The 19711-nt window shown below is 66.0% G+C and carries 21 protein-coding genes; 6 read left to right on the top strand and 15 right to left on the bottom strand.

Annotation, left to right across the window (positions count from 1 at the left end; genetic code table 11):
* Window positions 1-25: 25 nt before the first annotated feature.
* The 5 genes from DIZ26_RS20670 to DIZ26_RS20650 form a co-directional block, all read right to left on the bottom strand.
* Window positions 26-463, bottom strand: a complete 438-nt coding sequence (locus DIZ26_RS20670; protein ID WP_112243909.1) for an Imm1 family immunity protein — start codon at window positions 461-463, stop codon at window positions 26-28.
* The gene (locus DIZ26_RS20665) at window positions 460-1305 is read right to left on the bottom strand and encodes a DddA-like double-stranded DNA deaminase toxin (protein ID WP_112243907.1); all 846 of its coding nucleotides are present in this window, start codon (window positions 1303-1305) and stop codon (window positions 460-462) included. Before DIZ26_RS20665 ends, DIZ26_RS20670 begins: the two co-directional genes overlap by 4 nt.
* Window positions 1306-1323: 18 nt before the next feature.
* The gene (locus DIZ26_RS20660; protein ID WP_232828486.1) at window positions 1324-1566 is read right to left on the bottom strand and encodes a hypothetical protein; all 243 of its coding nucleotides are present in this window, start codon (window positions 1564-1566) and stop codon (window positions 1324-1326) included.
* Between the two features lie 337 nt (window positions 1567-1903).
* Window positions 1904-2239 (bottom strand): hypothetical protein, encoded by a 336-nt coding sequence (locus DIZ26_RS20655; protein ID WP_232828485.1) that lies wholly within the window; start codon window positions 2237-2239, stop codon window positions 1904-1906.
* Between the two features lie 79 nt (window positions 2240-2318).
* Window positions 2319-2507 (bottom strand): hypothetical protein, encoded by a 189-nt coding sequence (locus DIZ26_RS20650; protein WP_112243901.1) that lies wholly within the window; start codon window positions 2505-2507, stop codon window positions 2319-2321.
* Window positions 2508-2741: 234 nt separating this feature from the next.
* Between DIZ26_RS20650 and DIZ26_RS37935 the strand changes: the two genes are divergently transcribed.
* A complete protein-coding gene (locus tag DIZ26_RS37935; RefSeq protein WP_198676193.1) occupies window positions 2742-4343 on the top strand; it encodes a helix-turn-helix domain-containing protein in 1602 nt (533 codons plus the stop codon).
* Here DIZ26_RS37935 and DIZ26_RS20635 read toward each other — a convergent pair.
* Window positions 4285-4845 (bottom strand): NUDIX hydrolase, encoded by a 561-nt coding sequence (locus DIZ26_RS20635; protein WP_112243897.1) that lies wholly within the window; start codon window positions 4843-4845, stop codon window positions 4285-4287. The two genes, DIZ26_RS37935 and DIZ26_RS20635, sit on opposite strands and share 59 nt — an antisense overlap.
* A gap of 835 nt (window positions 4846-5680) precedes the next feature.
* Complete coding sequence (locus DIZ26_RS20625; RefSeq protein ID WP_112243893.1) at window positions 5681-6463, bottom strand: SDR family NAD(P)-dependent oxidoreductase; 783 nt, start codon at window positions 6461-6463, stop codon at window positions 5681-5683.
* A gap of 367 nt (window positions 6464-6830) precedes the next feature.
* Here DIZ26_RS20625 and DIZ26_RS20620 point away from each other — a divergent pair, with 367 nt between their 5' ends.
* From DIZ26_RS20620 to DIZ26_RS38365, 3 genes are all read left to right on the top strand, one after another.
* On the top strand, window positions 6831-7763 hold the full coding sequence (locus DIZ26_RS20620) for an NAD-dependent epimerase/dehydratase family protein (protein WP_112243891.1): 933 nt from the start codon (window positions 6831-6833) through the stop codon (window positions 7761-7763).
* Window positions 7760-8728 carry an RNA polymerase sigma-70 factor gene (locus DIZ26_RS20615; protein ID WP_112243889.1) on the top strand — a complete coding sequence of 323 codons (969 nt, stop codon included), beginning with the start codon at window positions 7760-7762 and terminating at the stop codon, window positions 8726-8728. Before DIZ26_RS20620 ends, DIZ26_RS20615 begins: the two co-directional genes overlap by 4 nt.
* Window positions 8729-9196: 468 nt before the next feature.
* On the top strand, window positions 9197-10108 hold the full coding sequence (locus DIZ26_RS38365) for a hypothetical protein (RefSeq protein ID WP_232828484.1): 912 nt from the start codon (window positions 9197-9199) through the stop codon (window positions 10106-10108).
* Between the two features lie 122 nt (window positions 10109-10230).
* On the opposite strand, the gene DIZ26_RS20605 is transcribed toward DIZ26_RS38365, so the two are convergent.
* From DIZ26_RS20605 to DIZ26_RS20595, 3 genes are all read right to left on the bottom strand, one after another.
* Window positions 10231-11046: an endonuclease/exonuclease/phosphatase family protein gene (locus tag DIZ26_RS20605; RefSeq protein WP_112243887.1), complete on the bottom strand. Its 816-nt coding sequence runs from the start codon at window positions 11044-11046 to the stop codon at window positions 10231-10233.
* Window positions 11047-11201: 155 nt separating this feature from the next.
* Window positions 11202-12188, bottom strand: a complete 987-nt coding sequence (locus DIZ26_RS20600; protein WP_198676192.1) for an LLM class flavin-dependent oxidoreductase — start codon at window positions 12186-12188, stop codon at window positions 11202-11204.
* Window positions 12189-12327: 139 nt separating this feature from the next.
* The gene (locus tag DIZ26_RS20595; protein ID WP_112243885.1) at window positions 12328-12792 is read right to left on the bottom strand and encodes an iron chaperone; all 465 of its coding nucleotides are present in this window, start codon (window positions 12790-12792) and stop codon (window positions 12328-12330) included.
* A gap of 251 nt (window positions 12793-13043) precedes the next feature.
* Here DIZ26_RS20595 and DIZ26_RS37930 point away from each other — a divergent pair, with 251 nt between their 5' ends.
* A complete protein-coding gene (locus DIZ26_RS37930) occupies window positions 13044-13220 on the top strand; it encodes a hypothetical protein (protein WP_166678686.1) in 177 nt (58 codons plus the stop codon).
* 4 nt (window positions 13221-13224) lie between these two features.
* Here DIZ26_RS37930 and DIZ26_RS20590 read toward each other — a convergent pair whose 3' ends face one another.
* The 3 genes from DIZ26_RS20590 to DIZ26_RS20580 all read right to left on the bottom strand — a co-directional run bounded on the left by DIZ26_RS20590 (window position 13225) and on the right by DIZ26_RS20580 (window position 17647).
* The gene (locus tag DIZ26_RS20590; protein WP_198676191.1) at window positions 13225-14145 is read right to left on the bottom strand and encodes a GlxA family transcriptional regulator; all 921 of its coding nucleotides are present in this window, start codon (window positions 14143-14145) and stop codon (window positions 13225-13227) included.
* A complete protein-coding gene (locus DIZ26_RS20585; protein WP_112243883.1) occupies window positions 14142-16394 on the bottom strand; it encodes an FUSC family protein in 2253 nt (750 codons plus the stop codon). The genes DIZ26_RS20590 and DIZ26_RS20585 overlap by 4 nt, the downstream gene beginning before the upstream one ends.
* Before the next feature lie 362 nt (window positions 16395-16756).
* Window positions 16757-17647: a LysR family transcriptional regulator gene (locus DIZ26_RS20580; protein WP_198676190.1), complete on the bottom strand. Its 891-nt coding sequence runs from the start codon at window positions 17645-17647 to the stop codon at window positions 16757-16759.
* A 58-nt stretch (window positions 17648-17705) separates the two neighbouring features.
* On the opposite strand from DIZ26_RS20580, the gene DIZ26_RS20575 reads away from it, so the two are divergent.
* Window positions 17706-18500 carry an NAD(P)-dependent oxidoreductase gene (locus DIZ26_RS20575; RefSeq protein WP_112243879.1) on the top strand — a complete coding sequence of 265 codons (795 nt, stop codon included), beginning with the start codon at window positions 17706-17708 and terminating at the stop codon, window positions 18498-18500.
* A gap of 59 nt (window positions 18501-18559) precedes the next feature.
* Here DIZ26_RS20575 and DIZ26_RS20570 read toward each other — a convergent pair whose 3' ends face one another.
* Entirely contained in the window at window positions 18560-18886 is a 327-nt protein-coding gene (locus tag DIZ26_RS20570) for a putative quinol monooxygenase (RefSeq protein WP_112243877.1), read from the bottom strand.
* A gap of 123 nt (window positions 18887-19009) precedes the next feature.
* A complete protein-coding gene (locus DIZ26_RS20565) occupies window positions 19010-19222 on the bottom strand; it encodes a hypothetical protein (RefSeq protein ID WP_112243875.1) in 213 nt (70 codons plus the stop codon).
* Between the last annotated feature and the right edge of the window lie 489 nt (window positions 19223-19711).

Here is a 19711-nt window from a genome sequence, read left to right as displayed (position 1 = left end):
GGAATGAGCAGGCAATGCTGAGCGGCTATTCTTGCCATTCGACTCCGGTGGGGAGCTCTCCGTCGCTGCTGAGAAACTCTTTGACCGCCGCGCAAACGTCTGCAATTGGCAGTATCGCCGTACGAGGGAACTCACGGTCGCTCCCCATGTAGTAGTACAACACCGTTGTGTCGTCGTTACCGCCTCCATTGCTGAAATATGTACCATCGCCACCCATGTAGCGCAGAGCGCCCATTGTCTTGTCTTCGTAGTCGACAGCGACTAGCAACTCATGATCGGGTACGCCAGCCTGGTTCAGGCGGCCGTCGACGTACACGGCCGCTACCGAGTTTTCCCACGACTCATTCACGAGCTCATCGATCAGCCGGTCGACCGCCTCTGCGTCGTTGACGAGGACCGGATCCGCCCCGTGGCCGCGCTTGTAATAGGCTTTCGCTGTCTGCACCGTAATCGTTCCAATCACTCTGGCGGATTCTTTGGATAGGTCTGCTTAAACCCGGCTGGCCCGTGCACCGTTAGGATGGCGCCAGGCGGTAAGAATTGATCGAGTAGTTCGTCGCAGCCGAGTTGACCTTCGCATGGATAGTTGTTTATCACGATCTCTGCCTGCTTGATGTTTTCGCGGCGCATACGCATCGCGAACTTGAGTTCGACGTCAGCGGCGGTTGAAAGACCGTGGGGTGCACGGACCAGTCCTAGCCTCTCGGCGTGCCGCTGAGCGGCGTGGAAGTCATCTTCATGTCGGCCACTTATCAGATCATGCTCGATGCCATCCTTGTCCCGCCAAACGCCCCGGGTCTTGTCGCCGGGCTTCCGTACGGGCAGCCGTTCGGCGAGGCGTCGGACCTCATCACCGCTCATTATCGGCATCGGCGGGACGTCCCGTGGACTCGGCTCATCGCCGGCCCCCGCGGCCTTGCCTGACCTCTGCGCTCCCGGCTTCATCGAGTCCTCGTCTGGCCAACGTGCCGCATGCGGTGGGTTTTCGCCCGGTGAATCTTGCGGTCGGGTAGCCGAACCTCCGTTCGGTTCCGCGGTACGGATGCCGCTGACCATCTGCTCGACCCAGCCGCGCGCCTTCGGCTGTGCGAGGGATAAGTAGTGCGCAGCTTCCTCGCAGCGCCCTGCTGCCTCGTCCAGCTGCACGGCGGCCATGCGGGCACTCGGGTTGTTGCTCATGCCACCGATCCACCCCGCCGATTCGCGGTACTTGCCGGCGCGATCATGCAGGTAGGCCACCACTCGCGGGATCTCGTCGAGGGTCGCCAGCAACTGCTGGGCAACACGTTGCAGGTCGGAGGGCACGTCTGATGCCTGCGCCGGCTAGATCTGGTTGGCGTAGCTGCGGCAGCCGGACTCGGCAATCTGAAGCGCCTGGACGGCCTGCTCAACCGACTTTCCCGCCGCCTCGAGTACCGCGGAGATGTCGCGGTCCGCGCCGGTGGCCGAGCCACGGATCAGGGCCTGTACCTGCTGGCTCGACTGTTCGAAACGTTGCTTGAACCCGGCCAGGCTGGCAGCTCCTTGGCGCGACTGGTCGGCTAGGCCGTGGAGCTGCATCTTCATCTGTTCGACTTGGGACATATCGGGGTTGCCTCACTTCTGGGAGCGATCAATGAAATGAGCCCACGCGCCATCCCTCGTCGGCCGCTGATAGATGGCCAGGGACGGCGGGGCTTCCCCGAGGTCTGCGTCCTGAGCCTTGGTGGTGGATCGGCTGGCGCACGCAGGCGGAACTCCAGTACGTACGCCAGCCGGAATTTGGGTCCCTGTTTGAGCCAGCACGGGACCACAGGGGTCGGGGAACTCAGACATGGACGACTTGCAGACGGAACCGGCGCCAGGGCGGTGAGCATGGTCCGCCCCCTTGTAAGAGGTGAGGAGTGGCCCCGGTTCCGTCAGATCATTGGGAGTCCAGCAGGAGCACTCGGGCGCCTGTTGCGCGCTCGAAGCTGTTCCGGATGTCATGCGACGGTCCGAGGACGGCGAGGTGCAGCAGGCTCGGCAGTACAACCGCTGTGACCTCGTAGCGCTTGACCGATTCGAATAGGGCTTCAAATGCGGCCGGAGACGTCCCCGGCTCCTCTACATAGGTGAAGCCCATCGAGAAGCTCTCCTTCTGAGCGAACTCGGCCATCTGTCGCTCCAGTTGGCTGACTTGGCCATCCGTGACGAGCAGGTCGCGCCGGAGGTAACCAAGTAGGAGCGGCTTGGTGAAATCTTCGTCGTACGCACTCACTCGTCCCGCCACCGTCGAAAGGCGTCGTTGAGCCGCTTCCACAACTAGGCGCGCCAAGAAGCTATGCGACGCCCGAGGCTCATGAAAGGTCAACATCGCGCACCGCCGGCTCGATGGTCACGCGGAGGCTGGCAAAGCGCCGGGTCATCGCTGCTTGGTACTTCATAGCGGCCTCCGGCTCATCGGTGTATTCCGCGATGACGTGTTCACCGAACCAGACTCGGACGCAGCGGTCGGTTGGCAGTGGTATGCCCGTGAGCGTGCTCATTCGCCGCGCACCTCCCGAACGATGTCGCGGACGATGCCCGCGTAACCGGCGGCTGCGGCGATCCATAAGCCCCATATCAGGTGGTGCATTAGCCCACGTCCCGTTCGATTAGGTCGGTTATCGGAGGACAACCATCCAATGACGCTGGGTGGTGGGAAACGTCGGCGATACATATGGGCGGCGGGATATGCATGCTATGCATACCGACAGATCGTCACGGGTAGTGTTGACCCTGTGACGCGCTCCCAGCGGCGGCTGTGTCCTTCATGCGGTGCATACCTGGCAGCGGACAACGACGGTGACCAGTGTGGACCGTGCCAGCGGCGTGCTCCCGAGTTCATCCAAGAGGCACCGCGCCTGTCAGCTGACTTCTGGCAGGCTGACGCTCTTGCCGAAGCTGCCGCTGAGCGACATTTTGGCAAGCTACTGCTGGCCTACCGCAAGCTCCAGCGACCCGAACCGACGCAGGCACTCGTCGGCCAGTGGCTTGGACTCACCCAGGGGCAGGTGAGCCGGATCGAGCGCAGCTCGACGGCAGTGCGGGACCTCGACAAGCTCGACCGCTGGGCTCGGGCCCTGCATATCCCCGAGCAGCTGTTGTGGTTCAGCCTCACAGCTCGGCCCATTGGCCATGGCGAGCGAGTTGCTCTGGCAGCGTCCCACGCATCGGGCGCCTACGACGAAGGTCACGATGGCGTCGGCACATATCTGGCAGCCGACCACGGCTCTATCGTGCAGGCTCGACCACCTGCCGAAGGAGACGGAGTGCATCGGAGACAGTTCATCAAGTCGGCCGGCGCCGGCCTCACGGCGGTGGGCGCCAGCCTGTTGGTAGGCACCGTGCCCAACCCGAACCAGCGCAGGAGCCGTGAAAGACCTGACGCCAGCGCCGAGATTCGCGAGATGACGCAAGTCTTCCGCCGCCTCGACAACCGGTACGGCGGTGGCCACAGCCGTTCGGTCGTGACCTCATATCTGAACTCGACGGTCGCACCGCTGTTGCAGGAGAGCACCACTGGTGGAGGTCGATCTGAGCTGTTCGCGGCCGCCGCCGAACTCCACCACTTGGCCGGCTGGATGGCGTACGACACCGGCCACCATGCAGACGGTCACACTCATCTACGTCAGGCGCTGCGTCTCTGCCATGAAGCCGACGATGAGAGACTGGCGAGCGAGATGTTGGCTGGTATGAGTCATCAGGCGGCATTCCATGGCGCACCCGACAGCGCCGTCGACCTGGCGCTCGCATCCCAGCACAGCGCGAAACGATCTGGCTCAAAGATCCTCCAGGCCGAGGCAGCCGTCATGGAAGCCCATGGCCTCGCGCTGCAGGGCGACAAGACTGGCTGTCTGGCCGCGCTGAGCCGCGCGGAGGAGACGTTCAACAAGTCAGCTGCCGAAGCGCGACCAGACTGGCTCACGTACTTTGACCACGCGTACCTGGCAGCGAAGTTTGCACATGCGTTTCGCGACCTCGGGCTTGCTAGGGATGCTGAACCCTTCGCCCGGCGATCGCTCGAGATGACCGACGGGTACGAACGCGGCCGTCTGTTCAACACCGCCTTGCTCGCAACCATCCTGGCGGACCAGCGTCGGCTGGAGGAGTCCAGTGCACTGGGCATGGAAGCAACGGCACTCGCCTCGTCCGTGCGCTCGATGCGCGGCACTAGTTACCTGCAGGACCTCGGAACGCGCCTCGCGCCACATAGGAACGTCAACCCGGTCAAAGCTCTCTTCCAGAGCATGACCGAGATCGGGGTGTCGCCGCTGGACCAGGTCAGCCGACCCGGAACGCCAGTACGTGCAGCAGGCCGACGAGGGACGCCGCACCAATGATCTCGCCGGCGTCGATGCGCTCTCGGATCGAGTCCAGCGGGACCCAGTCGATCCGTTCCGCTTCGTTGATGTCTTCCGGCTCACCGATGTAATCGGCACCGTACGACACGAACAGCAAGTTCTCGGCGTCCGTCGTGCCGACCGAAGGCTGCAGGGACACCAGCGGCTTGACGTTCCGCGGGCGCCAGCCAGTCTCCTCCTCGACCTCCCGCGCCGCCGTCACCGCTGGATCCTCGTCAGGATCGACATAGCCGCCCGGCAGCTCCCAGACCCAGCGGTCGATGATGAATCGGTGTCTCCACATCATCAACACGTTCTCTTGCCTGTCATCGAGCACCACCATCATGGCGGCCTTGGGCATCCGCAGGACGTACTGCTCGAACCGGACACCATCGGGTAGCTCGACGGACGCGATGCTCAACCGCAGCCGGCGGGTGTCGTCTATCAGCCGCTCACCATGGATCTTCCAAAGGGTGGATTCCGTACCGCCATCAGCCGTCACGCCGCGACACTACCGAAGGTGCTTCATCGCGGCTCAGTGGACGGCGTTGCTTGATGCACGGGCCACGACCGTGGCTCGACTGGAAGCCGATGACCTGAGGGCTCCAAGCGCGTGGGCGAGCCGGTACCGGTGCTGGCTCGTTGGTGTAGGTCACGACACGTTCTTGACGATCACCAATTGCGACCGTGGCGGGCAACTGAGTGTGACGGGTGCATCTTGTTCACTTTCAGTACTCACCTGTGTTGGTGACGACCTGGCGGCCTAATGCCGATGCTTGCCCTGAGGGCGCACCCCGGTGCCGGCCTCTTTGAGGATCTTCAGCACTGTCGTCTTCCCGATCCCGCAGTGCTCTGCGATCTCCAAAGCCGTCTGACCTGATGCGTAGAGAGGGACGACCTCGTCCCGAAGACTCTGTGTGATTCGTCGTCTACGGGCCGACCGGGGTGGATTCTGGGGGCGACCGGTAGGCGGTGGGAGCGAGAACTGGGCGTTGAGGTTTAGCGACCTCAGGACTACCAAGAAGGCCTGGACCATACGGTCCAGGCCTTCGCCTTTGTACTGGCAACTACGCCCCACGTCCGCGACACGCTCGCTTATGCGTCGCTCGCTCGCCGCCAGCCCCCACCCACCCGGGCCGCAGGCTCTCCGCTGGACAATGCCATCACCGGCGCGCCTCCGTCGCCGGCTCGACGAAAGCAACCGAGTTGCCAGCGCCGTGAGTCGACCGTGCGACTGGGTGGTGTGATTCGCCAGGCGCCGTCTTGCTCAGACAACTGCCCCAGGGCTGCATCCTTGCGCCTGACCTAGGCGTGAGCAGGTATCTCGGCACGTTGGTTCATGTGGACTTGAGGGCGCCGCCGTCGACGAGGTAGTCCTGTCCGGTGATGCTGGCGGCGGGTGGTGAGGCGAGGTAGGCGATCAGCGAGGCGACGTGCTCGGGTTCTACGAGCTGTCCGGAGACGATGCCCGAGTCCGACGCCAGTCGTGTGAGCAGGTCGGTGTGGCTGATTCCCTGCGCCGCCGCGAGCATGCTGCCGATTCCGTTCGGCTCGGTCCACACGGGTGTGCGGGTAGGCCCAGGCGTGACCGTGACGACCCGGACGCCTTGCGGACCGAGCTCCTCGGCGAGCGCCTTGCTGAACGCGGTGAGCGCCGCCTTCGCAGTGGTGTAAGGGACCGGCCCGGTGTGGGGCATCCGCGCTCCCAACGAGGAGATGTTGACGACCACCCCGCGGCGACGTACGACACTCGAGACGGCCGCGCGGCAGGTGCGCACCGCAGCGAAGAGATTCAGGTCGAGAGCCTTGTGCCACAGGCCGTCGTCGTAGTCGAAGAAGCCCCGCAGGTCGGCAGCGTCACCGCCGCCGACGTTGTTGATCAGGATGTCGAGGTCTCCGTGCTGCTCGAGCACCGTCCGGACCACTTCGGACGGTCCGGTCGCGGTGGACAGATCACCGAGGACGGCCTGGGCGCCGCTGTCGGCGAGCTCGCTCGACATGGTGCGAGCGCAGCCGATGACCGTTGCTCCCTCTGCGACGAGTGCCCGCACGATCGCCAGGCCGATGCCCCGACTCGCGCCGGTCACCAGAGCGGTCTTGCCGGTCAGCTGTAAATCCATCGTGTCTCCTCGATCCAGGGTGTGCTGTCGGTAACGAGACAAGGTGGCCGGCCGTGCTGTGACATCCGGACCAGCGCCCGTCCGAACGAACCGTCGACCCGTCGACTCCCCGGGGACGAAGGCGCTTCCGGACCGATGGCACCTCCGGACCGATGGCACCTCCGGACCGATGGCACCTCCGGACCGATGGCACCTCCGGACCGATGGCACCTCCGGACCGATGGCGCTGCCGGACCGAAGGCACTTCCAGACCGAAGGCACCTCCGGACCAATGTCACAGTCGGCGAGGTGGTCCGGATGTCACAGCACGGCCGGCCGCCTTGTCTTGTGCAACGAGCAGCGCAAGTGCGACGAAAGGTGACGGATCATGCGAGTGTTCGTGGCAGGTGGCAGCGGGGTTCTCGGTCGGCGGCTGGTGCCGCAATTGGTCGCAGGCGGACATCAGGTGACGGCAACGACGACGAGCCGGTCGAAGTTGGGCCTGCTGTCCCAGCTGGGTGCGCGCGGTGTCGTGATGGATGGGTTGGACGCGGCATCGGTCGGCGAGGCTGTGGCGTCGGCGGAGCCGGAGGTGATCGTGCATCAGATGACCGCCATCTCGATGACCCATGCCGGCAAGCCCGACATCAAGCATCCCGACAAGTGGTTCGCGATCACCAACCGGTTGCGCTCCGAAGGCACCGACCACCTGCTCGGGGCAGCCGAGGCGAGCGGCGTTCCGCACTTCGTCGCACAGGGGTACGCGAGCTGGAACGGTGCCCTCGAAGGCGGATGGATCAAGACGGAGGAGGACCCGCTGAACCTCATGGAGGGCACAGCGGCGTACCCCGGACTGGCGATCCTTCAGCGGGTCGAGGAGAAGGTCCTCGACATCGGTGGTGCGGTGATGCGGTACGGCGCGTTCTACGGGCCCGGTGCGATCGACGACCAGGTGGCGCTCGTGCGCAAGCGCCAGTACCCGCTCGTGGGCGGCGGTGGCGGATACAGCTCATGGATCCACCTCGACGATGCCGCGAGCGCTACGGTGCTGGCGGTCGAGCAGAAGGTGCGCGGGGTGTTCAACATCGTCGACGACGAGCCTGCCCCGGCCAGCGCATGGCTGCCGTACCTGGCCGAGTGCGCCGGCGCGAAGCCTCCGCGGCGCGTGCCGGTGTGGCTCGCCCGGCTGCTGGCCGGCGACCAGGCGGTGCACATGATGACGCAGGGCCGCGCCTTCTCGAACGCGAAGGCCAAGCGTGAGCTCGGCTGGCAGCCGCGGTACCCGTCGTGGCGGGTGGGCTTCAAGGAGGAGCTGGCGTGAGCCGGTCCGAGGAGTTCGAGGAACTGCGACCGTTGCTGTTCTCCATTGCGTACCGGATCCTGGGCAGCGTCAGTGAGGCCGAGGACGCTGTCCAGGACACCTGGCTGCGATGGGAAGCCTCCGCCACGACACCCGACTCGGCGCGGGCCTACCTCGCCGCGGCGGTGACCCGGATCTCGATCAACGTGCTGAACTCTGCGCGGATGCGACGGGAGGCGTACGTCGGGCCGTGGTTCCCCGAACCGCTGCTCGAGGACCCCTACCAGGAGCCGGAACGCTCGGCCGAGCTCGCCGACTCGGTGTCCATGGCCGCACTCCTGCTCCTGGAGCGGCTCAGCGCCCTGGAGAGAGCGACGTTCGTGCTTCGCGAGGTGTTCGGTTTCGACTTTCCCGAGATCGCCTCGGCCGTCGGGCGCTCCGAAGCCGCCTGCCGTCAGCTCGCAGTACGGGCCCGCCGCCACATGGACGAAGGCAGGCCCCGCTTCGAGGCGGACCGGAAACAGCGTGATGAGCTCGCCGCGCGGTTCTTCGACGCGCTCGCCGACGGAGACGTGAACGGGTTGCGCGAGCTCCTGGCAGCCGATGTCCACCTGGTCGGCGACAGCGGCGGCAAGGGCCCACAATTCGCCGAGCGCATCGTCGGCGCCTACAACGTCACCAAGGTGCTCGCCGCACTGGGCGGTGCGTTCGTGAGGGTGGGCGGCGTCGTCGAGCCACACCAGCTGAACGGCCAGCCCGGCGGCATCTTCCGCGACCGGGACGGCAAGGTCGTCAACACCTGGACGCTCGACATCCTCGACGGTCAGATCCAGACGATCCGCTCGGTCATCAACCCCGAGAAGCTCGGGCACGTGGGTCTCGTGGCGGACCCCTGGTCGGTACTACGCGACGCGCAGCACGCGCGCAAGGCGAGCGGCTCGTACCCGAGCCCCGGCACCGACCACCACCTCGCTGGCGAGGGGTGAGGACGACGCACGGGTCAGCCTCCGCGATACCCGGTACTTCGGTACGCAGGCTCGCGACGCCCAGCCTGTGTCCATCACCGGGTCGCGGCCGCGCAGCCACCAGACGTTGGCCTGGAGAAGCGGGCTGCCATGCGGCTCGTCGTACGGTCCGCATGGCAGCAACCTCGCTCGAGGGAGGAGGTTCACTCCGTAGGGGGAGGGGTGCCTGCTGCTTTGCGGCGAGTGTGGACCAATGAGCTCGACCACCGTGGACGCTCCGGCTCCGCAGGCAGCTGCCGCGGACAGACCTGCCAGGCGCACCGCGTACGTTGCGTACACGGCGCTGGGATGGGTGATGCTGTTCTTCTCCTTCCACATCTACTGGTACCTCGGCGGTTCGCTCGCGAGCCCGGCGAGCTGCCGCCCCTCACGCCGGGCACGCACTCGGCTGCGGCCGACTCGGCGCAGGCAAAAGTCCACCTGGTTGCCATGATCGTCGAAGTGCCGGTCGACGCCGCCTGGCCGATCGGCGCATTGGTGTGTCTCGCGATCGCTCGTGGATGGGCTCGAGGGCGACGTGCGCGGATCACCAAGGCCCTGGTCTGGGTCGGCTGCGGGGTACTCCTCCTGCGCGGCGGCTCGGGGATCCTCGACGACGTGACCCGCGCCACCGGCCTCCTTCGCAACGGGATCACCGGTCTCTCAGCCCAGGCCACGACGGGTCACGACCATCTCCGCTGGGCCGACTGGACGATCGACGCCTACTTCCTGGCCGGCGGGATCATCTTCTGGCTCCTCGCCACTCTCCACCGCAAGCAGCCAACCCGCTCCGAGGTCTTTTCCAAGGACACCGCGACCTTCGAACCCGTTGTGCAACAGCCGGTACCCCGGTGGGCCACGCGTGTGGCACACCTCATTCCGTTGCTGGTTCTGCCGTCGGCTCTGTGGCGCTGGGCCGTCGCCTTCGGGTTCCCCATGGGCATGGTGAACAGCTCGGGTGAGCTGGACGTCTTGCGAGGCTGGCCAGCGGTCTACGTCGCCGCCATCAGCGTGCTGACAGAAGTTGTCGCCTTGACCGCGTTCGGGCTGGTCCAACCGTTGGGAGAGGAGATTCCGCGATGGTCGCCGTTCTTCGGCGGCCGCGCGGTGCCACCGAAGGCAGTGATCGTTGCTGGCACAGTGGGTTCTGTGGCGCTGTTCCTGATCTGGACCGTAGGGTTCTGGCCGGTCTGGACGAGTGGTCAACCGGGCCCCATGGCCGGGCCGCTCTGGGCGGCCGTCTTCACCATCTGCTACGCGCCCTTGAACCTCTGGGCCCCGGCACTACTCACGCTGACCTGGGCCTACCGTCGCCGCGCGGCAGGATCCGGCTTGAACAAAGCCATGGCTGAACAGCGCTAGCCGTCTGCGTGGGGCCGGGATCGATCCGTCGACCAAGCGACTCGGACGGCGTTGTTCCCGGCACCGTCTCGCCGCCCGCGCCCGCGCCCGCGCCCGCCGCCCGCCGCCCGCCGCCCGTTCCCCTACGCCCCGCGCGTCGCCAGCGTTGCCGTCAAGCCCAGGTGGTCCGAGGCGAAACCGGCGCCGTGCTTCATCGGCACCTTGTCGGCGAGGATCAGATGCGCCTTCTCCGCCCTCAGCGAATCGCCCGAAAACAACAGAAAATCGATGCAATGAGCCCGCTGCGCAAGGCCCAAGTACTCGGGATGAAAAGTCGGCGGGCAGTCCTCGAACGCATCCGCGAGCCGGCTCCCCTTCACGAACTCCTCGAACAGTGAGCTCTCCCGAGCGATATTGAAGTCGCCCGTGACGACGAGCGGGCCGACAACCGACTCGACGATGGACGTGAGCGCCTCGAGTTGGTGGCGATGCAATTCGTAGTACCGGCTCTTCTCGGACCAGTCACCGTCGATGTTTGCGAGCAGATGTGTGTTGATGAGCCACAGCGAATCAAGCTGGACCATCAAGCTGCCCTTCCAAGGTGCCATCACACGCGACCGCCAGGGGAGTGCCGCAGCCGATCGACCGGGCAGCCGAGGAAACCGCTTGTAGATCGTGCGGCCCAACCGACGGCGCGACATGGTGACCAGCCCACCGGCCGGCCCGAGCAACGACGGCCGGTAACCGGCGTACCGGAAGGAAGGTAGCCCGGCTCTCAGTTGCCGCAGATGCCAATAGCTGAGGACCTCTTGAAAGTTGACGACGTCCACGTCCGCGGCTTCGAAGTACTCGCCGATCGCCCGATAACGCTCAGCCAGCCCCGAACAGAACAGCGGCGTCCCCCGAGTATTGAGAGACGCAACCGCCACCCGACCCCCGTACTCCGCCCGCCGACCCATGCCTCAGTCCTACCCCACCCCGGTACTCCGACCCCGCACCCACTCCTCGGTCGCCAGCAAGCGTCCATCGGTCGTCTTCATCAGGTGCACGTTCAGATCCTACGGTCGAACCTCGTCACCACAACGTGCTTCTCCGATCAGCAGACAAGGTGAGATCAGCTCGGCTCCGCGGACACGTATTGGCGCAGCCGGGACCGGAGTTGGGTGAGGTGATCGAGCTGAGCGAGTTGGCCGTCGATGCTGAGTGCGGCGATGCGGACCACCAGCTTGCGCGCGCCGGCGGCGACGTACTGCGTGAGCTTCTCGGTCACCGTATCGAGTGTTCCGGCCGCGTGGGCCTGCAGTTGCTCCAACTGCTCGATCGGCCATCCATAGGTGCCGCGGAAGTAGCTGTCGAGCTCCGCCCGGCCGCCGTCCGAAGCAGCGGTCACCAGGACATTCACGAACAGCGCCGGATCGATCGTTGCCTGACTACGGCCGGAAGCCTCGGCCGACGCGTGAATCGCGGCCAGACCCGAGGCGTAGTCGGCGGGATTGGGGGGATAGGGCAACCATCCGTCGTACAGCCGCCCGGTACGCGTCAAGGCCGCAGGCGTGGCCCCGCCGAGCCAGATCGGGATCCCGGACGGCCGGAAGGTCGGTGTTCCCGGCAGCAGTTCGGCGAAGTCGAGGACCTCGCCATGAAACGCGAACGGCTCCTCCCTGGTCCACAGCTCGCGCCACAGCGCCACGATCTCGTCCAGCCGCTTGAACCGCCTGGCCCACGGCGTACCGGCCATCGCGTACACCGGCTCGCCGAACTTGCCCGGAAAGCCCGCACCCACACCAAGTGTCAGTCGCCCGCCGGACAGCAGGTCGATCGAGGCGAGCGTCTGAGCCGCTGGGACGTGAGATCGGAGTGCAGGGAGCAGCGCCGCCGTACCGAGAGTCGCCTTCTCTGTCACCGGAGCAAGGGCAGCGAGTGCACTCAAAGCCTCCAGCCGTGGCGTGAGTAGCGAGTCAGTGACCCACAACGAGTCCAGCCCTGCCTTCTCGGCCTGTACTGCGAACGCGATGGCCTCGCGTGGGTCCCGGCGATCGGACCAGAGCGCTGTGGCGGTCGGCACGAAGACGCCGACACTCAGAGATTTGTCGTCATTCATACCGCACAGCTTTCGATGCACGGCGGCTGTCGGCAATTCCCTCGAGGGAATCGCAGTGCCTCGAGCAGACCCGCAGCGATGCTTGCGGCCAGCAACCAACCGCAGGACCCGACGAGAACGCGGTACTGCGGGCAGCTCTCTAACTCGCAGCCCGGGTTACAAGTTCGGCGATCTTGGCCTCGGTGGCGGCGGTCAGTTCGGTCAAGGCGTAGGCGGTCGGCCACATGTTGCCGTCGTCGAGGTTGGCGGGGTCGTTGAAGCCCAGCGTGGCGTACCTCGCCTTGAACTTCGACGCGCTCTGGAAGAAGCAGACGACCTTGCCGTCCTTGGCATACGCAGGCATTCCGTACCAGAGCTTCGGTTCCAGCGACGGCGCGCTCGCCCTGACGATGGCGTGGATCCGCTCGGCCATGGGGCGCTCGTGCTCGGACAGCTCGGCGATCTTCTCGAGTACTTCGGTCTCGCCGTCGGCCTTCTTCGCGCTCGAACTCTTGCGCGCGGTCGACTTCAGTTCCTTGGCGCGATCCTTCATCGCGGCCCGCTCTTCCTCGGTGAAGCCGTCGTAGGACTTCTCGGCGGTGGCGGTCTTCGTGGTCTTCGGCATCGCAGTTCCTCTCCTGGCGACTTCTGATGTCCACGACCTTAGCGAGCGCCCGGCGCACCTGACTTCTCGAATCCTGACCGATTGCCAACCCCTTCCCAGTCACCTTGGCGGTTCTTCGCATTCCTCGTCGGCGATCGGATGGGCACAATCCGGTGTTGGTTCGAGCAGGGTTTCGGTTTGGTCTTGTGGTGGGTACCAGGTAGGCAGTTAGATGAGCCGCCCCGTCCGCCATTGTTTGTTGGGAGATCTCGATGTTCGCCATCATCGCCGCAGTGATTTTCGGTTTGGCACTGATCCTGGATTGGGCGGACGCGCACGTGAGCGACGCGTTCACTCCGCAGACACTGCTGATGGCCGGACTGCTCTGCATCGCCTTGCACCTGGCCGGTCTCGGCACCTCCGGCCGTCGCTGGGGTCGTAGGCGCTGAGCTGTCAGTCCCGGCTGGTCCGGAGGATCCGGCGGAGCGTTTCTTCGCTGCCGAGTCCGCTGCGTCGTGCTGCGGCGCCGAGCGTTTCGCCGGCTTCGACCAACGCGAGCGCGGCCTCCCGGCGTACGGACAGCACGTACGCAGTCGGCGTCATCCCAGTCTGTGCTTTGAAGAGCCGGCTGAGGTGCCGTTCGCTGAGCCCTGCCCGGGCGGCCATGCTCGCCAAGCTGTGATTGGTCCCGGGATCGGCCGCGATCTCGTCGCAGAGAAGGCGAAGGGGATCGCGGCGCGGTCGCGGGGTCCGTGCAGGGACGGACAGCTGCGGCTGTGCTCCACGCCGACGCATGAACACCACAAGGTCTTTGGCGATCTCATGCGCCACTACATCGCCGGCGTCCTCTTCGATGAGTGCGAGCGCGAGGTCGATCCCTGCGCTGACGCCGGCCGAGGTCAGTACCCGCCCGTCGCGGACATAGATCGACTCCTCGTCGACAGTCACCGTCGGAAAGCGCCGCCGAAGGGTGCCGGTGTGCCGCCAGTGCGTCGCGGCACGCTTCCCGTCCAGCAACCCGGCCTCGGCGAGCGCGAAAGCACCCGAGCAGACAGACGCGACCCGGCGTGCGCCCGTGGCCAACTGGGCGATCGCAGCTTGCAGTGCAGCGTCTGGACGCTCGTGCACAAGACACTCACCGCCAGGAACAACCAACGTGTCGACCGCCGATAAGGCAGCCGCATCAGCCTGTACGCCGATCCGCAGGCCACCCGACGTCGTGACGTCCGCGCCACCCGGCGAGCACACCGTCACCCGGTGCCCCGTACCGAGCGATGCGGCGACATCGAAGACCTCTAGCGGGCCAGTCAGGTCCAGCAACCGCACTCCGTCAAACACCAGCACCGCAACCGCTATCTCACGCCTACTGCTCACCCAGCCACTGTAGATGCGCTGGTCTGAGCGATACCGGCCTGGAGGCGTCGTACGGCATCCAGATGGTCCGCCGTCCACAACATCCGTACTGCGATGTCACTCCATCGACCGTCGTCTGTTGTGAGGTCGCGTCGTACTGCGTTGACCAGGCGCTCAGCACCGTCGGGGTCGCGCGGTACGAGAGGCGGCAACTCGGTCGAGTTGGCCAGAGCGACCGCGGCCTGCTGGTACCACTCGACTAGTGCTCCGGCCGTTTCCATCAGCTCCGCACGAGCCGCAGTACGGTCGCCGGCTGGAGTGCTGTCGCCGGAACTCCACAGCTCGAGGATCGCGTCAGCGGTGATACGCAGTACTGCGACGCCACTGACCAGCGTGGTGACGTCGGCCAGGGGGAGGTGCTTGGCCCCGCGCTCGGCCAGGTAGGTGCGGAACGCGTCGTCGAGCCGCCGTGCTGCCGCTGCCGCACGGCGCCCCTCGTCGATCGGCTCTGCGACAGGTACTGATCGTCCGTCACAACGGGACGCACCGTACTCGACTGCCTGACGGAGGTAATGCGCACTGTCCGAGTAGGCCTCGGCAACCGCCTGTCGCAAGGCGGAGCTGGCACCGCGCGGCCAGAACAACACACCGACCAGCAGACTCACCGCCGAGCCGATGCCTACGTCTTCGATACGCACCAGGCCGATCTCCCAGCCTGCAGGAGAGATGAGGTCGAACAGGATCAGCAGGGTCGCAGTGAACGCCGCTTGGCCCGCTGCGAAGGAGAACGCTGCAGGTGCGAGTCCGGCCAGCGCGACGGCGATCGGCAGCAGTAGCCAGGCGACCGTCGTGTTGGTGCCCAGGGCAACCACTACGCCGCCTCCGATCACTATGCCGGCCACTGTCCCGACTAGCCCGCGTAGTGCGTTCTGGCCGGTGCTCAAGGCGTTGGAACGCAGTACGGCGAGCGTGCCGAACACAACCCAGAAGGAATGCTGTACGCCGCTCAGATCGGCGATCAGCACGGCCAGCGCGAGGCCGACAGCGCCACGGATGCTGTTGTGCAGCCAGACCGAGTGCGGCTCCAAGTGCGCGCCTGCCCGCTCACGCACGGATGCCAGTGGTGAGGCGACGCTTGTCGGGGTGCGTCCGAGGAGGTGCTGCCACCACGAGCGTCCGCGCGCCGCTACGGCCAACTCGATGTTCTCGGCCATCGCTGTGATCGCGAAGCTCATCTCCTCGGCACGAAAGGTCGGCTCCACTGCACTGACAAGCGCCGTGACCACACTGCCGTTCTCCGTACTGCGCTGCTCGGGCGGCAATGCCGTCACTGTTGCTTCCAGTGCGACCCGTGCTCGCTTCAGTCGGTCCAGGTCGGTAGCGAACTCCTCCAGTTCGCCGCCGTCCCGTAGCAGATCCGCAGCTCGCTCCAGCACGACTGCAGCCGACTCGTACACCTCTGCGAGCTGCGCATCCACCAAGCCTGGCAGGGGAATCCGCAGGTGTTGCTGGAGCACGGTCTCCAGCCAGATGACCTCGTCGACCACGCGGACCAAGGTGCGCGCCGACGTCGAGAGCCCGGTCGGACGGTACGGCGTCCCGAAGAAGGTCTTGCGCAATGCAGCAACGGCGTCTGATGCTTCGTCGATCGAGGCGAGGAGTGCTGCTGTCAGGGCTGGATCCGGTCCATCTCTCAAGCAGGCGAGCCCGGCCCTGAGACGCTTGGCGATCAGAGCGCAGGCGTGTGCGGTCGGGTCGCGCAGTGGCTCGCGGGTCGGCGCTGGCCAGAGCACGGTGATCGCCACCAGCGATGCTGCCCCAGCAAGCAGCCATCCGAGCAGGCGGTCGGGTAGTGAGCTGACCGGGCCGGACAGAGACACCGGGAGGATGAAGGCTGCGAGCAGCGCTGTGGTCGCGCTGGCGAGGACCGAGCTGATCACTCCGGCGAAGAGCACGACGAAGACGACGATCAGGGTGGCGAGCGCGGCGATCCAGGCCGAGCCCGACGCCAGCGTCCCGATCGTGATCAGCACCAGACCGGCGGCCATCAGGCTGACCTGTGCCTGCAGCCGCTCGGTCATCGTGCCGGTGAAGTCGACGAACAACACCATCGCCATCGAACCGAACGAGGCGAAGATCCCGATCACCGGATTGCCGATCACCAACGAGGCAAGCGCGAACAGCGAAGGCATCACAATCGCAGCCCGAACCGCCCGCCGCGTCGCCGACAACCCAGCATCCTTGGCCCGCAACCAACGCAACATCCTCATCAACGACCCCGCAGCCCCGACACCCTGCAAACCCTACGCCGCCGTCACCCACCCACCCGAGATCCACCGCCCACCCGCCCCACCAAGACCCAACCCGCCTGCTCAACCACCCCCACCCGAGCCCCGAACCGCCCGCCGCCACCCCCATCCACCCGAGACCGACCTTTCGGGCGAGCTGACCGTCCACGCGAGCTCCACCTACTCGGCGGCCTCGACGGTTCCGGCAATCCGGCTCACACGCCACCGCCCAGCCCGAACCTAGATGCGGACTGGAGGCCGCCATCGCCGTCCACCTGAGATCGACCTGGTCGGACGCCGCGACCACCCTCCCTCCGATCCGCGGTGGTCAGTTGCGCTTGTTCTCAGCGGTGGAGTAAGTCGAGGAAGGCGCTGGTTGCGGGGGATGGGGTGAAGCCGCTGGTGATTGCCGAGTAGACCTGGCGAGGTGGGATGTCGTCGGGATCGATCAACACCAGCCTGACATCCCGCCGTACCGCGTCGGCCGCCAGCGACGGCACCATCGTGATACCGATGCCCGCAGCAACGAATCCCTGCTTGGCCATCCAGTCCCGAGCGACGAACCCGATGTGCGGCTGGAACCCGGTCCGCAGACACGCGCTGATCAGCGTGTCCTCCGGGTTGGAACTCCCCGCGATCCACTCCTCGTCGCGAAGATCCGTCAACCGCACCCGCCGCCTTCCCGCCAACCGATGGTCAGCAGGCAACGCGACATACATGAAGTCGTCGCAAACCTTCCGCAGTTCGAACCCGTCGAGATGCTGCGTCCCCGCGTAGCTCACCACCGCGACGTCGGCATCGCCCGCACCGAGAAGCTCCAGCAGTTCCGGAGTGAATCCCTCCCGAAGCGACACGGCAACTCCCGGGTGCCGCTGCTGAAAGGCCGCGACTGCACGCGGAACCAACGCGGCATCGGCCGTGGCGAAGGCGCCTATTCGCAACCGGCCCGTCGCCAGATCCCGAAGATCAGCGAGTTCCCGCCGGGCGGCATCCAACCGATCGAGGACGGCCTGGGCGTGGGCGAGCAATCGCTGACCGGACTCGGTCAGACGTACTCCGCGCGGCAGGCGGTCGAACAGCGTCGTGCCGGCCTCTGCTTCAAGGCTTGAAATTTGTCGCGAAACCGCAGATTGGGTGTAGCCGAGCACCGGTGCAGCGGCGGTGAAGGAACCGAGACGGGCGACTTCGACGAAGACGCGAAGGAGCGGGGTGGAGAAGTCATGCTGCTGAGGCATGGTTCCTATGCTAGACATTCGCTACTCACATCGCTCAACCGTGGCTAGCGTTGCCGACATGGACAAGAACAGCAAGATCGCCTTCTTAGGACTCGGCTCGATGGGCGCGCCGATGGCTCGGCGAATCGCCGCGGCCGGGTACCCGTTGACGGTGTGGAATCGCTCGCCCGGCCGAGCCAACGGGTTCGCCGACGTCGCCGATCCGCCAGCCGACGCCGTACAGGATGCGGATGTCGTCGTGACGATGCTGGCCGACCCCGCCGCGGTGCGCGAGGTGGTCGCTTCTTTCACGGCTAAGTTGAAGCCCGGCGCGGTACTGATCGAGGCATCGACGATCGGCCCAGCCGCACTACGGGAAGTAGCGGACCTGCTGCCCGATGAGGTGAAGCTGATCGATGCACCCGTGATGGGCAGCGTCGACCGAGCGGCGAGTGGGGAACTGTCGCTGTTCGTGGGCGGCGACGCCGACGAGGTGATGCCACTGCTCGAGGTGTTCGGCAGCGTCAACCGTACCGGCGCGGTCGGCACCGGCGCCGCACTCAAACTCGTGATGATCAACGCCGTGGTCAACGGCGTCGCATTGATCGGCGAGGCGCTTGCCTTGGCGGACGCGCTCGGTCTGCCCGAAGAACAGGTCAAGCGCGCGATGGCTGCCTCACCTCTGGCCGGAATCGCCGGCCGCGCCTTCGCCGAGGGTGTCTATTTCCCGGTCCGCCTGGCCGCGAAAGACGTCGCACTCGCGGCGGACGCCGCCGAACTCCCGATCGCCAGCGCGATCCACGACCGCCTCACGGCGTACCCCGACGCCGCAACCGAAGACATCGGCCAGATCGTCAAATACTTCAGAGCCTGAACCAAGCCTTCCGTCCAAGCCCCGCGCGTAACCAGCGGAACCAAAGGCTTGAGCGAAGCTCAGCGAGTGACGGCCATTTCGCCGAGTTCGGACCACTCGGACTGCGGGACCTCGAAGTTGACGATCTTCGGGGTCGAGGCGAGATAGGGCGGCAGCTTCTGCTGGGCAGCCTTGAAGTGGTCGGACTGGACGTGCGCTCCGCCGGCATCGCCGTCGCGGAAGGCTTCAACCAAGACGTACTCGTTCGGATCGTCAACAGACCGGGACCAGTCGAACCACAGGCAGCCGTCCTCGTTCCGCGTCGCAGCGGTGAAGTCGGCGGAGATCTCCGGCCAGTTGTCGGCGTGCTCAGGCAGGATCTGGAACTTGGCCGTAATGAAGATCATGACGGGACTCCCTAGGCGACGATCGGATGCGACCGATCGATGCTATCCACCCGCCGGCGCCCCGGATGTGTCATTTCGAGACACCGGTACTGCGGGCGCGGCGGGTGGTGGCCGCCCGGCGCATCAAGCGGCCTGGGCGGCGGCGATACGACGGTTCGCGCGGTTCTGCTGAGCCCAGACGGCGCGGCGGAGCTTGGCCTTGTCCGGGTACCCGGCGGCTCTGCCGATCTCGTACACGTCGTGGCTGCGCATGTTCACCATCGCCGCGACGAACCACACCGGGTTCCCCTCGGCCAGCATGGTGACGATCATCTGGCGGGTGGTGTTCTCGGACATCTCGATCTCCTTGCCTGGTAGGTGCCTTCACTGATACGTCGGATCACTCCACCCGATTTCGACAGGCTCAGAACAACTTTCTTGCCCGTACCGCGTCATCACACGAAGCCCTCTACGCACAGCGACACGGACTACTAAGCGCGACCGATCGCCCGACGAAGCACCCACCACCTACAGCTCCGCCGGACCGCCGGACCGCCGGACCGCCGGACCGGCAGACCGACGCACGAGTGGACCGGCAGATCGGCAGACCGGCGAACGGGCGCACCGGCAGACCGGCGAACGGGCGGACAGGTGGACGGGTGGACCGGCGGACGCGCGAACGGGCGGACAGGTGGACGGGTGGACGGGTGGACCGGCGGACGGGCGAACGGGCGAACGGGTGGACTGGCGGACGGGTGGACCGGCAGACGGGCGGACGGTGAACCGGCGGACGGGTGCAGGTGTGGACCGGCGGACGGACGTACCGGCGCACGGGCGCACCGGCGC

Source organism: Kribbella monticola, assembly GCF_003261635.1.
GTDB classification, from domain to species: domain Bacteria; phylum Actinomycetota; class Actinomycetes; order Propionibacteriales; family Kribbellaceae; genus Kribbella; species Kribbella monticola.
Note: the sequence above shows the minus strand (reverse complement) of the source record. Positions and strands in the feature narration are given on the sequence as shown.

What these genes read in the sequence shown, in the direction of transcription:
- DIZ26_RS20575 (WP_112243879.1), top strand. Translation starts at nt 17,706, where the DNA reads ATGGACAAGAACAGCAAGATCGCCTTCTTAGGACTCGGCTCGATGGGC.
- DIZ26_RS38365 (WP_232828484.1), top strand. Translation starts at nt 9,197, where the DNA reads ATGATCGTCGAAGTGCCGGTCGACGCCGCCTGGCCGATCGGCGCATTG.
- DIZ26_RS20605 (WP_112243887.1), bottom strand. Translation starts at nt 11,046, where the DNA reads ATGGGTCGGCGGGCGGAGTACGGGGGTCGGGTGGCGGTTGCGTCTCTC.
- DIZ26_RS20565 (WP_112243875.1), bottom strand. Translation starts at nt 19,222, where the DNA reads ATGTCCGAGAACACCACCCGCCAGATGATCGTCACCATGCTGGCCGAG.
- DIZ26_RS20660 (WP_232828486.1), bottom strand. Translation starts at nt 1,566, where the DNA reads ATGAAGATGCAGCTCCACGGCCTAGCCGACCAGTCGCGCCAAGGAGCT.
- DIZ26_RS20580 (WP_198676190.1), bottom strand. Translation starts at nt 17,647, where the DNA reads ATGCCTCAGCAGCATGACTTCTCCACCCCGCTCCTTCGCGTCTTCGTC.
- DIZ26_RS20620 (WP_112243891.1), top strand. Translation starts at nt 6,831, where the DNA reads ATGCGAGTGTTCGTGGCAGGTGGCAGCGGGGTTCTCGGTCGGCGGCTG.
- DIZ26_RS20625 (WP_112243893.1), bottom strand. Translation starts at nt 6,463, where the DNA reads ATGGATTTACAGCTGACCGGCAAGACCGCTCTGGTGACCGGCGCGAGT.
- DIZ26_RS20570 (WP_112243877.1), bottom strand. Translation starts at nt 18,886, where the DNA reads ATGATCTTCATTACGGCCAAGTTCCAGATCCTGCCTGAGCACGCCGAC.
- DIZ26_RS20585 (WP_112243883.1), bottom strand. Translation starts at nt 16,394, where the DNA reads ATGAGGATGTTGCGTTGGTTGCGGGCCAAGGATGCTGGGTTGTCGGCG.
- DIZ26_RS37930 (WP_166678686.1), top strand. Translation starts at nt 13,044, where the DNA reads ATGTTCGCCATCATCGCCGCAGTGATTTTCGGTTTGGCACTGATCCTG.
- DIZ26_RS20595 (WP_112243885.1), bottom strand. Translation starts at nt 12,792, where the DNA reads ATGCCGAAGACCACGAAGACCGCCACCGCCGAGAAGTCCTACGACGGC.
- DIZ26_RS20600 (WP_198676192.1), bottom strand. Translation starts at nt 12,188, where the DNA reads ATGAATGACGACAAATCTCTGAGTGTCGGCGTCTTCGTGCCGACCGCC.
- DIZ26_RS20650 (WP_112243901.1), bottom strand. Translation starts at nt 2,507, where the DNA reads ATGAGCACGCTCACGGGCATACCACTGCCAACCGACCGCTGCGTCCGA.